The 13220-nt window shown below is 66.8% G+C and carries 13 protein-coding genes; 8 read left to right on the forward strand and 5 right to left on the reverse strand.

What is annotated here, in order from left to right; all coding sequences use genetic code 11:
• Positions 1-99 precede the first annotated feature (99 nt).
• Together RBB31_RS07000 and mutL are read right to left on the reverse strand one after the other, a co-directional pair.
• The gene (locus RBB31_RS07000; protein ID WP_306128552.1) at positions 100-1335 is read right to left on the reverse strand and encodes a DNA recombination protein RmuC; all 1236 of its coding nucleotides are present in this window, start codon (positions 1333-1335) and stop codon (positions 100-102) included.
• Positions 1332-3194 carry a DNA mismatch repair endonuclease MutL gene (mutL, locus tag RBB31_RS07005; RefSeq protein ID WP_306128553.1) on the reverse strand — a complete coding sequence of 621 codons (1863 nt, stop codon included), beginning with the start codon at positions 3192-3194 and terminating at the stop codon, positions 1332-1334. The genes RBB31_RS07000 and mutL overlap by 4 nt, the downstream gene beginning before the upstream one ends.
• A 183-nt stretch (positions 3195-3377) precedes the next feature.
• On the opposite strand from mutL, the gene RBB31_RS07010 reads away from it, so the two are divergent.
• Positions 3378-3755: a rhodanese-like domain-containing protein gene (locus RBB31_RS07010; protein ID WP_306128554.1), complete on the forward strand. Its 378-nt coding sequence runs from the start codon at positions 3378-3380 to the stop codon at positions 3753-3755.
• 95 nt (positions 3756-3850) lie between these two features.
• Complete coding sequence (locus RBB31_RS07015; protein ID WP_306128555.1) at positions 3851-4531, forward strand: hypothetical protein; 681 nt, start codon at positions 3851-3853, stop codon at positions 4529-4531.
• 9 nt (positions 4532-4540) lie between these two features.
• On the opposite strand, the gene RBB31_RS07020 is transcribed toward RBB31_RS07015, so the two are convergent.
• A complete protein-coding gene (locus RBB31_RS07020; RefSeq protein ID WP_306128556.1) occupies positions 4541-5575 on the reverse strand; it encodes a succinylglutamate desuccinylase/aspartoacylase family protein in 1035 nt (344 codons plus the stop codon).
• Positions 5576-5694: 119 nt separating this feature from the next.
• Between RBB31_RS07020 and RBB31_RS07025 the strand changes: the two genes are divergently transcribed.
• Positions 5695-6519 carry a GNAT family N-acetyltransferase gene (locus RBB31_RS07025; protein ID WP_306128557.1) on the forward strand — a complete coding sequence of 275 codons (825 nt, stop codon included), beginning with the start codon at positions 5695-5697 and terminating at the stop codon, positions 6517-6519.
• 145 nt (positions 6520-6664) lie between these two features.
• On the opposite strand, the gene RBB31_RS07030 is transcribed toward RBB31_RS07025, so the two are convergent.
• Complete coding sequence (locus RBB31_RS07030) at positions 6665-7318, reverse strand: peroxiredoxin (protein ID WP_306128558.1); 654 nt, start codon at positions 7316-7318, stop codon at positions 6665-6667.
• A 152-nt stretch (positions 7319-7470) separates the two neighbouring features.
• Here RBB31_RS07030 and RBB31_RS07035 point away from each other — a divergent pair, with 152 nt between their 5' ends.
• Genes RBB31_RS07035 through RBB31_RS07050 form a run of 4 tightly spaced genes read left to right on the forward strand, consistent with a single transcriptional unit; the run spans position 7471 to position 11658 of the window.
• Positions 7471-8913 (forward strand): aldehyde dehydrogenase family protein, encoded by a 1443-nt coding sequence (locus tag RBB31_RS07035; RefSeq protein ID WP_306128559.1) that lies wholly within the window; start codon positions 7471-7473, stop codon positions 8911-8913.
• Between the two features lie 5 nt (positions 8914-8918).
• Positions 8919-9707, forward strand: coding sequence for a glycosyltransferase family 25 protein (locus RBB31_RS07040; protein WP_306128560.1), 789 nt, complete (start codon positions 8919-8921; stop codon positions 9705-9707).
• Positions 9697-10557, forward strand: a complete 861-nt coding sequence (locus RBB31_RS07045) for an alpha-1,2-fucosyltransferase (RefSeq protein WP_306128561.1) — start codon at positions 9697-9699, stop codon at positions 10555-10557. The genes RBB31_RS07040 and RBB31_RS07045 overlap by 11 nt, the downstream gene beginning before the upstream one ends.
• A gap of 54 nt (positions 10558-10611) precedes the next feature.
• The gene (locus tag RBB31_RS07050; RefSeq protein WP_306128562.1) at positions 10612-11658 is read left to right on the forward strand and encodes a serine/threonine protein kinase; all 1047 of its coding nucleotides are present in this window, start codon (positions 10612-10614) and stop codon (positions 11656-11658) included.
• A 49-nt stretch (positions 11659-11707) separates the two neighbouring features.
• On the opposite strand, the gene RBB31_RS07055 is transcribed toward RBB31_RS07050, so the two are convergent.
• Entirely contained in the window at positions 11708-12352 is a 645-nt protein-coding gene (locus RBB31_RS07055) for a pseudouridine synthase (RefSeq protein WP_306128563.1), read from the reverse strand.
• A gap of 209 nt (positions 12353-12561) precedes the next feature.
• Here RBB31_RS07055 and RBB31_RS07060 point away from each other — a divergent pair, with 209 nt between their 5' ends.
• Positions 12562-13212 (forward strand): histidine phosphatase family protein, encoded by a 651-nt coding sequence (locus RBB31_RS07060; RefSeq protein ID WP_306128564.1) that lies wholly within the window; start codon positions 12562-12564, stop codon positions 13210-13212.
• Positions 13213-13220 lie beyond the last annotated feature (8 nt).

A 13220-nucleotide genomic window follows, 5' to 3' on the forward strand; every position in this document is an offset into this window, starting at 1 on the left:
GCGATGCGCGGCGGGCTTCGCCCTTGTTCCGCGCAGGCGCTTTGTGAGTGTGGCAGCTATGAGCTCGTTCCCGGCTTTCGCTGCCAGCCATAACCCCGACTAGCCGTCCTTGCCCAGCTTCACCACGTTCACCGGCTCGTCCGGCGCCAGCTCCTCGAAGTCGAAATTGTCCAGCTTCGCCGCGCGCTTGCCCGCACGCTCGGCCGCGGTTGAAATCCCCTCGACGTCCCGCCGCGCCTGGTCGAAATGCGTCTCCAGCTTGCCCGCGCGTTCCAGCACAAGTTCGACGTCGCGGTGCAGCTGCCCCAGCATCTTGCGTATGGCCCCCGCCTGTTCGCGCATCCGCGCGTCCTTCAGGATCGCGCGCATCGTGTTCAGCGTGGCCATGCAGGTGGTGGGTGACACGATCCAGACCCTCGCGGCGAACCCCTCGCGCACCAGTTCCGGGAAATTCGCGTGCAGCTCGGCATAGACCGCCTCGGACGGCAGGAACATCAGCGCGCCATCCGCCGTCTCGCCATCCAGGATATACTTGTCGGAAATATCCCTGATGTGCTTCTTCACCGAGGTGCGCAGGAACTTCGCCGCCTCGTTCACCTCGTAGTCGCTCTTGGCATTGCGCAGTGCTTCATAGGCCTCCAGCGGGAACTTGCTGTCGATCGCAATCGGCCCCGGCGGGTTCGGCAGGTGAATGAGGCAATCCGCCCGCCGCCCGTTCGACAAAGTCGCCTGCAACGAATAGCTGTCCGACGGCATCGCCTTGCTGACGATGTCGGTCAACTGGATCTCGCCAAAGGCCCCGCGCGTCTGCTTGTTCGACAGGATGTCCTGTAGCGTCAACACATCGCCCGACAGCTTGGTGATATTGTCCTGCGCCTTGTCGATGGCGCTCAACCGCTCCTGCAATGCCGTCAGGCTGGTCGCCGTCTGCTTGGACGAGCCATGCAGCGTTTCGCGCATCCGCTCCTGCATCTCGGTCAGCGCCCGCTGGCTGCGCATCGCGTTGTCCGCCAGCCGGTCCTGCATCTGCTGTTGCACGCCCGCCAGCCGCTGTTCCACCATCTGCGCCAGCTGGGTCTGCCCGCTGGTCGCCGTGTCGCTGACCATCTGGATCGAACTGCGCAGCCCCTCCTGCCCGTTGGCCAGGCTCTGCACGTTCTGCCCCAGGTGCCCCAACTGCTGCGCCAACGGCTCCGTCGCCCGCGCCGTCCGCGCCGCGGCCCTGAGCGCGAGTATCACCAGCAGCAGGATCAACAGCACCACGGCGCCCGCCGCCAATGCCGCCATCACCAGCGGATCGTCCAACGCGTAAGTCGTCTCGCCAATCGTAATCATGTCCGTCCGAACAGCCGCTCTATATCGCTCAGTTTCAGCTCCACGTAAGTGGGCCGCCCATGGTTGCATTGCCCGGAATGCGGCGTCGCCTCCATCTCGCGCAGAAGCGCATTCATCTCTTCCCCGCTCATCCGCCGCCCCGACCGGATAGAGCCGTGGCAGGCCACCCGGCTCAGGATCGCCTCGATCTTCGACTGAACGTGCAGCGCTTCGCCCATATCGGCCAGCTCGTCCAGCACGTCGCGCAGCATCCTGCCCGCGTCACAGGGCCCCAGGATCGCCGGCGTCTCGCGCACAGCAATGCTGCCCGGCCCGAACGCCTCGATCACCAGCCCCAGCCGCGCCAGCTCCTCGGCCATGTCCAGCAGCAACCCCGCCTCACCGCTACTCAACTCCACGATCTCGGGGATCAACAGCGCCTGGCTGGCCACGCCGTTCTCTGCCATCTGCCGCTTCAGCTTCTCGTAAACCAGCCGCTCATGCGCCGCATGCTGATCCACGATCACCATCCCGGTCTCGGTCTGGGCCACGATGTAATTCTCGTGCACCTGCGCCCGCGCCGCCCCAAGCGGCAGCGATTGCGGCGCCACGGCGTCTTCGGCGGTCTCCACCACGTCCGGCTCCACCCGCCCGGACCACGCGCCCTGCATCTCGGCAAAGCCCGCCTCCGGCGCCTGCATCCGGTAGCTTGCCGTACGCGCCGACGCCCCGGGCCGGTCCATCTGGTACACCCGTGCGCCGCCCACCTGAGGCACCGGCTCGGGCCGCATCGCCCCCAGAGTCGCCCCCGCCACGGTGGTCGACGCCCGGTGCCCAGCCTCCGCCAGCGCATGACGCAGCCCCGACACCAGCAAGCCCCGCGCCACGCCGGGGTCACGGAACCGCACTTCGGATTTCGCCGGGTGCACGTTCACGTCCACCAGCTTCGGCTCACATTCCAGGAACAGCGCCGCCGCCGGATGCCGATCGCGGCTGAGAAAATCGTGATACGCCGCCCGCAGCGCGCCATAGAGCATCTTGTCCCGCACCGGCCGCCCGTTGACGAACAGGTACTGCGCCACGCTCGACCCCCGCGAATAGGTCGGCAACGCGGCATAGCCCGTCATCGCGACCCCCTCGCGCTCGGCCTCGATGCGCAGCGCGTTCTCGGCGAACTCCCGACCCAAAACCTGGCTCAACCGCCCGTGCAGCGCATCGAACAGATCGCCAGTCTCTGCATCGGCGCGAAACACCGTGCGCGGCTCGCGCCCCTCGCTCACGTCGCGCAGGGTGAAACTGACGAAGGGTTCGGCCATCGCCAGCCGCTTGATCACGTCGCCCACCGCCTGCGCCTCGGCCCGGTCGGTTCGCATGAATTTCAGCCGCGCGGGCGTGGCGTAGAAAAGGTCCCGCAACTCCACCACCGTGCCCCGGTTCAGCGCCGCGGGCTTCACCGCGCCGATACCACCACCCGCGACGGAAATCTCGACCCCGTCAAAGCCGTGCGCCCGGCTGGTGATCGTCAGCCGCCCGACCGCCCCCAGGCTGGGCAGCGCCTCGCCCCGGAACCCGAAGGAATGGATGTTCAAAAGGTCCGACCCGTCGATCTTCGACGTCGCGTGCCGGCTCAGTGCCAGCGGCAGGTCCGCTTCCGTCATTCCGCAGCCATCATCCCGTACGCGGATCAGGGTCTTGCCCCCATCGGCAATATCCACCTCGATCCGCCGCGCGCCTGCATCCAGCGCATTCTCCACCAGTTCCTTGACCGCCGAGGCCGGGCGCTCCACCACCTCACCGGCCGCGATCCGGTTGATCGCCGTTTCCTCAAGCTGCCGGATGACAGGCCGCTCCTGGCTTATATTGGGGCTGATTTCGTTCATACCGCTATACCTAGCATGGCCTCGCACGATTCTGCTAGGTCCGACTGCATCATCCAAAGCTTCCGACAGAGCTTTTCCTACGATCCGGTCAGTCCCGGCATTCAAACGACAACCACGCCGCGGGAACCCGTGCGGTAACCCCGTGGTTTTCCCTCAAACGCCAAGCCCATGAAAGGCCATCCCATGAAATCCGAAACCATCGGCGCCGCCACGTTTGAAACCTGGAGCATCGACGAGGTCGCCGACGCCTTCGCCGCGAACGAAATCGTCCTGATCGACGTCCGCACCATTCCCGAATACGCCTTCCAGCATATCGAGGGCGCCATGCTCTTCCCCATGCCCTTCTTCGACGCCAACAAGCTGCCCGGCCAGTCCGACAAACGCATCGTCCTGCACTGTGGCTCCGGCCTGCGATCCGAAAAGATGGCCCGCGCCGCGATCGAGGCCGGCATCGACCGCATCGCCCACATGGAGGGCGGCTTCGGCGCGTGGAAAGAGGCCAGGAAGCCCTATATCGGCACGTCCATGAGCACCGGAGGGCCAGAGCGGGTCAATACCTGATCCGGGCGGGTCTCCGCCATGCGGGCAGGCTTTGCGCTTGATGCCGCGCCGCACCTCGCCTATGCCCGCCGAAAAGATGTGGCACGAGGCGTACCATGACACTATCCACTCTCCGGCTACTCGACAAACTGATCCTCGGCATCGTCGTTGCCGTTCTGGTGCTGACCGTCGGCGTCTACGTCTACAGCACCGATTATTTCTCGCTCACCTATGCGCGCGAGGACGGCTTCGTCGAATACGGCACCGCGATCTTCCTGTTGTTCGCCAGCTTCGTGCTGATCGGAAACGCCCGCTCTCTCAAAGCCCGCGGCGCAGTGCTCGCCTTCGCCTGCACCCTGTTCTACGCCCTGCTCTTCTTCTTCGCCGCGGGCGAGGAGATTTCCTGGGGCCAGCGCATCTTCGGCTGGGAAACCGGCGAGACCTTCCAGCAGATCAACAAGCAACAGGAAACCAACCTGCACAACCTGATCGTGCCCACCCCGTGGGGCGATTTCCACCTCGCCAAGACGCTCTTCGGCCCGATTCTGACGCTGATCCTGCTGGTCTACCTCGCCGTCCTGCCCTTGCTCTACCCGCGGGTCGGCTGGATCAAGCGCACCGCCGATCGCATCGCGGCCCCGGTCCCCGGCACCCGTCACGCCGTGCTCGCCATCGCCGCCAGCCTCGTGATCGCCGCCATCGACGTTTCGCGCAAATGGGAGGTCTACGAACTCGTGTTCAGCCTGCTGGCCACCTCGATCTTCCTGCTGCCCCAGAACCGCGAGCACACGACCTGAGCCAGCCAATCAGATGATCTCGTCCTCGTCGTAAAGCGGCGCGGCGTCCATATACGCCGCCGCGCCCTCCGCGGCATGTTCGGCCCGAGGGGTCTCGGCGATGTGGAATAGCGCCTCGCCCTCGTAGACCGCCGGCATGTTCGACCGCCCGATCACGATGCCCACCTCCGCGCAGACCACCTCCCGGTCAGTCTGTCCCATCGGGTCGCTGACCGCACCCAGCACCGTGCCCGGCTCCACCGCGTCGCCGATCGCCTTGTAGCCGCGGAAAACGCCGCCCACCGGCGCCCGGTACCAGTGCGAGGTATTGGCCACCACCGGCACGCTGCGCCGCTTCGGCACGCCCTTGGACCCGATCATGCCCAGCCGCCGCATCACCCGCAGACAGCCGCTCACCCCGGCCCGCACCGCCAGTTCGTCGAACCGCAGCGCCTCGCCCCCCTCGTAAAGCAGGACGTCGACGCCCTCCTCCTCGGCCGCCAGCCGCAAGCTGCCCTCGCGCAGCTTCGAGGCCATCATCACCGGCGCGCCAAACGCCTCTCCCAGCGATTTCAGCCGCTCGTTTCCCGGCGTCAGGCGGATCTGCGGCAGGTTCGTCCGGTGGATCGCCGCCGAATGCAGGTCGATCCCCACATCCGCGCGCCGCACCACCTCTTCCATGAAGATATGCGCCAGCCTTGACGCCATGCTGCCTTCCGCGCCTCCCGGGAAACAGCGGTTCAGGTCGCGCCGATCGGGCAGATAGCGGGAATGATTGTGAAACCCGAACCCGTTGACGATCGGCACTGCCAGCAGCGTGCCCGCCATCCCCTTCAACGGCGCGGCTCGCAACAACCGCCGCACGATCTCCACGCCGATCACCTCGTCGCCATGGATCGCCGCCGACACGAACAGAACCGGCCCGGGCCGTCGCCCGTGGATCACGTGCACCGCCAGGCTCACCGGCGTGTGGTCCGACAGCGTGCTTACCGGCACGTCCACCGTCATACGGGCGCCGGGCTTCACCACCTGCCCGCCGATCTCGAAAGGGTCTCGCTTCGCCATGCCCGGCTATGTCGCCCAAAATCCGGGCCCTGTCCATAACCGACAGGCCGGGCAACCGCCGAGGCGCACAGCGCAAGTCGGTACCGATCTGCCCGTTCCATGCTAATGTGATCCCGGCAATGGGCGAAAGGGACCACATGACCGGCAACATGAACGGCCTTTACGGCAGCGCGGCCCAACAAAAGTTGCAGGCGGCGACACTGGCGGCAGCGGACAGGCTGCGCGACACACCCGGCGCGGTTTTCGCCGCCCGCATGGCCGGCACGGACGACCCCGACCACTTCGGCTGGGACAGGATCGAGCAAATCCTGCGCGACCAGGGCGCGATCACGTTCCGCATGACCCCGACGGAAGACTGCCCTGACATCGAGAGCCGCCTGGCCGAGATCGGCTGCACCATAAGCTGGTGGGACGTGTTCGACGGCCCGCGCGACAGTATCCGCGCCGCCTGCGACGACGCGCTCGGCCAGGCGCGGGACGATCTGGTGCCGGCCGCGCCATCCGGTCCCGACGATTTCGCGTTCTTCGAAAAGGTGCAGGATTTCATCGCCCGCTGCGGCATCGCGCCCTACCCTGCGCAGGTGCTCTCGGGTCAGACGGGGCCTGCCGCGCTCGCCGTGCTCACCGACCCGGCAGACGGCGCCATCGCTGCCACCGCCTTTGCCTACTTTCCCTACAACGCCCATGGCCCGCATCACGCCACCGCCTGGGCCGGGCTCGTGGCGGTGCACGAGGATCAGCGCAAACGCGGCATCGGCGTCCGGGTCAATGCCCTTGCCCTGCGCGCGGCGGTGGACGATCTCGGCGCCGAGCGGGTGCAGCAATTCGCGCGCACCACCAACCTTGCCTCCTGCCGGATGATCGAACGCTGCGGCCTGCGCCTGCGCCGCGACGTGCGCTCGGGCATCGCCCAGCCCGAGGGTGCTCAAAGCTTCACGCGCTGACCTGACTAACCCCCGCAGCTTCTTCCTCTGGCCGGAAATATCCCGGGGAGGAGGTCGAAACCCCGGTTTCGATCGGAGGGGCAGCGCCCCTCCGACCCAATATCCTGCGCGGCGCAGCCGCACATTTTAGTAGCGCCCGGCCGGATCAACCCGGCAGCTTCGCCATCCGCAGATACGGCAGCACCGTGTTGAACTCCCCGAACTTGGCCTTGGCGTCCTCGTCGCTGACCGAGGTCGGGATCACCACGTCCTGCCCCACGGTCCAGTCGGCGGGCGTCGCCACGCCCTGCCCGGCGCTGGTCTGCAACGCATCGAGCGCCCGCAGAACTTCGCCGAAATTGCGGCCCACCGTCATCGGATAGGTCATCGTCAGCTTCAGCTGCTTGTCCGGCCCGATAATGAAGACCGAGCGCACCGTGGCGCTGTCAGCGGGCGTGCGGCCATCGGGCAGGTAGGCCTCGGCGGGCAGCATGTCGAAGGCCTTGGACACCTCCAGCCCGTCATCGGCAATGATCGGAAAGCCCGCCTTCGCGCCGCCGGCGGTCTCGATGTCGCCCTTCCATTTCTTGTGATCCTCCACACCGTCGACGCTGACGCCGATCACCTTCGTGCCGCGTTTCTCCCACTCGTCGGTCAACCGCGCGACGGCGCCGAACTCGGTGGTGCAGACCGGCGTGAAATCCTTGGGATGCGAGAACAGGATCGCCCAGCTGTCGCCGATCCAGTCATGCAGGCTGAACTCGCCCTGGTCGGTGGTCACTTTCAGGTCGGGAATGGTGTCGTTGATCCGCAGTGCCATGAGGCATCTCCTTCGTGTTGAAAAACGGCTCTTCGCCATCAACATAGGAAGGCGGCGGCGAAAACAACACCCACCTCTTGCGGCATCCCGCCCCCTATGGTCATCTGCGCGGCAATTGACCGGCGGAAATGCCCGGTCCGAAAGGAAAAGCAATGATCGAGAAGAAACAGTTCTACATCGACGGCGCCTGGGTCGACCCTGTCGCGGGCACCGATCACCACGTCATCGACCCCTCGACCGAAGACCCCTGCGCGGTGATTTCATTGGCCGGCGAGGCTGATTGCGATGCCGCCGTCGCCGCCGCCAAATCCGCCTTCCCCGGCTGGATGGCCACCCCGGTGTCCGAACGCATGGCCCTGGTCGAGAAACTGCGCGAGATCTACAAAACCCGCTCCGAGGACATGGCCCGGGCCATCAGCTTGGAAATGGGCGCGCCCATCGACCTCGCCCGCGCCCAGCAGGTCGGCGCCGGCGCGTCGCACATGAAGGCCATCCTCAAGGCCGCGTCGGAATTCGACTGGATTGAACCCCTCGGCGATCACGCCCCCGACGACCGCATCATTCACGAGGCCGTGGGCGTCGTCACCATGATCACGCCGTGGAACTGGCCGATGAACCAGATCTCGCTCAAGGTCATCGCCGGTCTGCTGGCGGGCTGCACCATGATCCTGAAACCGTCCGAGGAATCGCCCCTCTCGGCCCTGCTCTTTGCCGAGATGATCGACGAGGCGGGCTTTCCCAAGGGTGTCTTCAACCTCGTCAACGGCGACGGTGCGGGCGCGGGCACGGCGCTCACCGGTCACGCGGACGTCGACATGGTCTCCTTCACCGGCTCGTCGCGCGCCGGGCGGCTCATCTCCAAGAACGCCGCCGACACGCTCAAGCGGGTTTCGCTGGAACTGGGCGGCAAGGGTGCCAACCTGATCTTCGCCGATGCCGACGACAAGGCCGTCAAGCGCGGCGTCCTGCATTGCATGAACAACACCGGCCAGTCCTGCAACGCGCCGACCCGCATGCTCGTGCAGCGCGAGATCTACGACCAGGCCGTCGAAACCGCCGCCGAAACGGCGGGCAAGGTCACCGTCGGCCCGGCGTCCGAGGAAGGCCGCCACATGGGCCCCGTGGTGAACGAGACCCAGTTCAACAAGATCCAGGACCTGATCCAGAAGGGCATCGACGAAGGCGCGCGCCTCGTGGCCGGCGGCACCGGCCGCCCCGACGGCCTCAACCGCGGCTTTTTCGTCAAGCCGACGATCTTCGCCGACGTCACCAACGACATGACCATCGCGCGCGAGGAAATCTTCGGCCCGGTCCTGTCGATCATCCCCTTCGAGACCGAAGAGGACGGCATCCGCATCGCCAATGACACGCCCTATGGCCTCACGAACTACGTCCAGACCCAGGACCCCGCGCGCGCCAACCGCTGCGCCCGCGCCCTGCGCTCGGGCATGGTGGAAATGAACGGCCAAAGCCGCGGCCTCGGTTCGCCCTTCGGCGGCATGAAACAGTCCGGCAACGGCCGCGAAGGCGGCAAATGGGGGCTCGAGGACTTCCTCGAGGTCAAGGCGGTTTCCGGCTGGACCGAAGGCGCCTGAGGCGCATGGAGGTCCACGTCTTCGTGTTGCACCTCGTCCGGGCTTCGGCCCGGCGGGACAACGCGCAGGCGCTTCTGGCCGACGCCCGCGAGATCGGCGGCATGAAAGGCCAGATCTGGCCTGCCGTCGACGGCTCGGCCATGTCCGCCACCGATCTGTCGGCCAGCGTCGGAGCCGCGCTCTTCGAGCCAGGTTACCCGTTCCCCCTCAAGGCGGGCGAGATCGGCTGCACCCTGTCGCACCGCCAGATCTGGGCCGAGCTTCAGATGCGCGACGCCGGCGCCGCCCTGATCCTCGAGGACGACGCCGAGATCGCCCCCGACACGTTCGAGGCTGCACTCAACCTTGCCAGTACCCATATCGACAAGCTCGGCTATATCCAGTTCCAGACCCGCGCCCCCAAGGGCCCGTCGCGCCTCGTCGACACGTCCGGTGACTGCCGCCTCGTGGTGCCGCAACAGGCCGGGCTGCGCACCACCGGCCAGATGGTCAGCCGCGCCGCAGCCGCGCACCTGCTGGCGCTGTCCAACCCGTTCGACCGCCCCGTGGACACACTCATTCAATCGCACTGGCACACTGGTCTGCGCCCCGCGATGATCTACCCCTCGGGCCTTGCCGATATCGGGGAAGAGCTCGACGGCTCCACCATCCAGGCCGGCGACAAGCCCTGGACGGAAAAGCTCGTGCGCGCGTTGCACCGCACCCGCTACCGCGCCGCAGTCGCGCGCCTCTCACGCCGCAGCGCCGCGCCCGCCAGGGGCGGTTTTGCGCCGAAGGATGCCCATGACGACTGACCGCATCATCACCCGCCTCTTCGGTGGCGCCGGCAACCAGATGTTCCAGTATGCGGCCGCCCGGGCGCTGGCCGACAAGCTCTGCTGCGACTTGCAGGTCGACAACCGCTACGTCGCCGGCTCCGCCGACCGCGGCGACTGCTTCACGCATTACGCCGATGCCCGCTTTACCCGGCAAGGGCCCCTGCCGCCGGCCAAGTCCGATGGCTGGCTGCGCTATGGCCTCTGGCGCGCCTTCGGCACGTCGCCGAAAATCTACCGCGAGAAAACGCTGGGCTTCGATCCGGGATTACTGGAATTGACGCCGAATGTTTACCTGCACGGCTACTGGCAGTCCGAACGTTATTTCACCGACATCGCCGAGCAAATACGCGCCGACCTCACCTTCACCACTCCGCTCGATGGCCCCAACGCCGACATGGCCGCGCGCATCGCCGGGGCCGCCAATCCCGTCGCCCTCCATGTCCGGCGCGGCGATTACATCGCCACCGGCGCCTATGCCGCCATGACGCCCGACTATTACCGCGCCGCCGCCCGCCACATCGCCGACACCACCGGCCGAAGCCCTACCTGCTTCGTCTTCTCCAACGATCCCGCCTGGTCGCGCGACAACCTCGCCCTGGGCTTCGAAACCGTGGTGGTCGACCTCAACGACGAGGCCACCGGCCATTTCGACCTGCACCTGCAAACCCTCTGCGCTCACAACGTGATCGCCAACTCCACCTTCTCGTGGTGGGCCGCCTGGCTGAACGCCAATCCGGACAAGATCGTCGTCGCTCCCAAAACCTGGTTCACCTCGCCCGCGCTCTCCAACCCCGACCTCATCCCCGACCGCTGGACACGTCTGTAGGGTGGGGTTCCACCCCACCTTCCCCCACAGGACGAAACCCTCTACACACCCCACATGACAATCACCCCCGATATCGCGCAGGCCACCTTCGTGCCCGAGACCGTGCATAAGCGTGATATCTTCTCGGAAACCATCTCCGGCCACCTCGGCGGCCACCCCGATTTTCCGGTCGTCCTGCGCAAGCTCGACACCGTGCCGCTCTACGCCCGTCCCCTCTCGCGCTGGCTGGCCGCCAAGGAAACCCGCGGCCTCCGCGCCGTACAGGGCATCGAAGGCTGCCCAACGCTGATCCGCGCCGATCGCGTCGGCCTTTTGCGCAGCTGGACCCAAGGTACGCCCCTCCAACTCGCCAAGCCCACCGACCCGGAATGGTACCGAGACGCCAAGCGCCTGCTTCGCCAGATGCGCCGCGCCGGGGTCGCGCATAACGACATCGCCAAACCCCAGAACTGGCTGATGACCCCCGACGGCCGCGCCGCCGTCATCGACTTCCAACTCGCCTCGGTCCACGCCCGCCGGGGCAAGCTCTTCCGCCTCCAGGCGCGCGAGGACCTGCGCCACCTGCTGAAACAGAAACGCGCCTACGCGCCGCATTTGCTGACGCCCTCCGAGCACCGCATGCTCGCGCAGAAATCCCTGCCCTCGCGCCTCTGGATGGCCACCGGCAAGCGGCTCTACAATTTCATCACAAGGCGGCTCATGAACTGGTCCGACGGCGAAGGCACCGAGGACCGGCTGGAGCGTGACGGCCCCGCCCTGCGCAAGGCCCTGCTCGACCACCCGCAGATCACCGACATCGCCCTTTGCACCTTCGCCCTGCCGGCCAAGGGCGTCGGCCTCTACGCCTTCGTCGAAACCCCGCTTTCGGCTGCAGAGGTCACCAAACTGGCCCCCGCACCAAAGCCCGAGCACATCCAGACCGTCCCGGCCCTGCCCCGCCGCCCCGACGGCACCGCCCGCCTCGATGCACTCACGCTCATCGCCACCAACCGGCTCGACGAACTGGACCGGCTTCTAGCCGACGACCCCGATCTCGCAACCACGCTGAAACCCATCGTCGCGCAGCGCCTCAACCTGACCGACCGCGTCCTGCGCGTCTGAGTTTCAGAACACTCGCAATCCGACCGCCCGGCCAGGCGAACGCCGCGCCTCAGAACGGCGCCTTCCGGCGAAAGACCATCCCCGCCCCGCCATCCGGGTGCCGCAGCCGCAACTCCTCCGAATGCAGCATCAGCCGCTCGTGCTCCAGCGCCGCGCCCTCGGCATAGAACGGATCGCCCAAAATCGGATGCCCAAGGGCCCGCATATGCACACGCAGCTGATGGCTCCGCCCGGTCTTCGGCATCAGTCGCATCCGGGTCTCGCCCTGCCCGTATCGCTGCACCCGCCAGTCCGTCACCGCCGCCTTGCCGGTCTCATGGCATACTTTCTGCCGGGGCCGGTTCGGCCAGTCCACGATCAACGGCAGGTCGACCGTCCCGGTCCGCTCCTCCACCCGGCCCCAGACCCGCGCGGTGTAGATCTTCTTCACCTGACGTTTCTCGAATTGCAGCCCAAGATGCCGCTGCGCGTGGGGCGTCAGGGCAAACACGATCACACCCGACGTGTCCCGGTCCAGCCGGTGCACCAGCAAAGCCATGGGAAACGCCTCCTGCACACGCGAAAGCAGGCAATCGGCCAGGTGCGGCCCCTTGCCCGGCACGCTCAACAGGCCGGACGGCTTGGCCACCACCAGGACCTCGTGATCCTCGTGCAGCACCTCCAGCGGCGTCGTCGGCGGGTCATACTCGGACATGGCCGCCGCATACACCAGCCCCGCCAGCCGCGCCAGCCCCGTCGCTGACCCGGGGCCTCCTGGCCCTTTTCCTCTGGCAAAAAATATCCCCGCCGGAGGCTCCGACACCTCCCATCTTCACCCCGGGCGAAATATTCCGCGTCACCACCTTCACCCTTCCGCGCCCCGGCGCTAGGTTGCCCCCATCTGATACGACGAAAGCACCCACCTTGGCGGAACTCATCCTGGTCCGGCACGGGCAGGCCAACAGCCATGCCACGGACGAAGACAGCTACGACCGGCTCTCCCCTCTGGGCACCGACCAGGCCCGCTGGCTGGGCGAGCATATCGCCGCCACCAATCCCCATTTCGACCGCGTCCTTACCGGTACGCTGCAGCGCCAGGTCGACACCGCCCGCCACATGGGCGTCACCGTCACCACGCGGGACCCGCGCCTCAATGAGCTCAGCTATTTCGCCCTCGCGCAGGCCGCCTTCGACGCCCACGCCATCCCGGTGCCCACCGACCCCTCGGAATTCGCCCACCACCTGCCGCGGGTCATCACCCTCTGGACCCAAGGCCACCTGCCCGGCGTCCCGGAAAGCTTCGATGATTTCGCCGCCCGCATCACCGATGTACTGACCGAGCAATGCGCCGACGCGGGCCGCACCCTGCTGGTCACCTCGGGCGGCGTCATCGGCATGGCCATGCGCCACGTGCTCGACCTCGACAACACCGCCATGGCCCGGGTCATGCTGCAGATCAACAATTCCTCGATGCACCGTCTCAGCTACGTGCACGACACGCTGATGGTCGCGGGCTTCAACGGCATCCCGCATCTCGACCGCCCCGACCGGGCCCATGCCCGCACCTATGTCTGAAGGACCCC

The sequence above is a fragment of the Roseovarius sp. MMSF_3350 genome (assembly GCF_030733425.1).
GTDB lineage: Bacteria > Pseudomonadota > Alphaproteobacteria > Rhodobacterales > Rhodobacteraceae > Roseovarius.

Bases quoted from the DNA above. Each gene is read 5' to 3' on its own strand.
- RBB31_RS07000 (WP_306128552.1), bottom strand. From the start codon at position 1,335: ATGATTACGATTGGCGAGACGACTTACGCGTTGGACGATCCGCTGGTG.
- mutL (WP_306128553.1), bottom strand. From the start codon at position 3,194: ATGAACGAAATCAGCCCCAATATAAGCCAGGAGCGGCCTGTCATCCGG.
- RBB31_RS07010 (WP_306128554.1), top strand. From the start codon at position 3,378: ATGAAATCCGAAACCATCGGCGCCGCCACGTTTGAAACCTGGAGCATC.
- RBB31_RS07015 (WP_306128555.1), top strand. From the start codon at position 3,851: ATGACACTATCCACTCTCCGGCTACTCGACAAACTGATCCTCGGCATC.
- RBB31_RS07020 (WP_306128556.1), bottom strand. From the start codon at position 5,575: ATGGCGAAGCGAGACCCTTTCGAGATCGGCGGGCAGGTGGTGAAGCCC.
- RBB31_RS07025 (WP_306128557.1), top strand. From the start codon at position 5,695: ATGGGCGAAAGGGACCACATGACCGGCAACATGAACGGCCTTTACGGC.
- RBB31_RS07030 (WP_306128558.1), bottom strand. From the start codon at position 7,318: ATGGCACTGCGGATCAACGACACCATTCCCGACCTGAAAGTGACCACC.
- RBB31_RS07035 (WP_306128559.1), top strand. From the start codon at position 7,471: ATGATCGAGAAGAAACAGTTCTACATCGACGGCGCCTGGGTCGACCCT.
- RBB31_RS07040 (WP_306128560.1), top strand. From the start codon at position 8,919: ATGGAGGTCCACGTCTTCGTGTTGCACCTCGTCCGGGCTTCGGCCCGG.
- RBB31_RS07045 (WP_306128561.1), top strand. From the start codon at position 9,697: ATGACGACTGACCGCATCATCACCCGCCTCTTCGGTGGCGCCGGCAAC.
- RBB31_RS07050 (WP_306128562.1), top strand. From the start codon at position 10,612: ATGACAATCACCCCCGATATCGCGCAGGCCACCTTCGTGCCCGAGACC.
- RBB31_RS07055 (WP_306128563.1), bottom strand. From the start codon at position 12,352: ATGTCCGAGTATGACCCGCCGACGACGCCGCTGGAGGTGCTGCACGAG.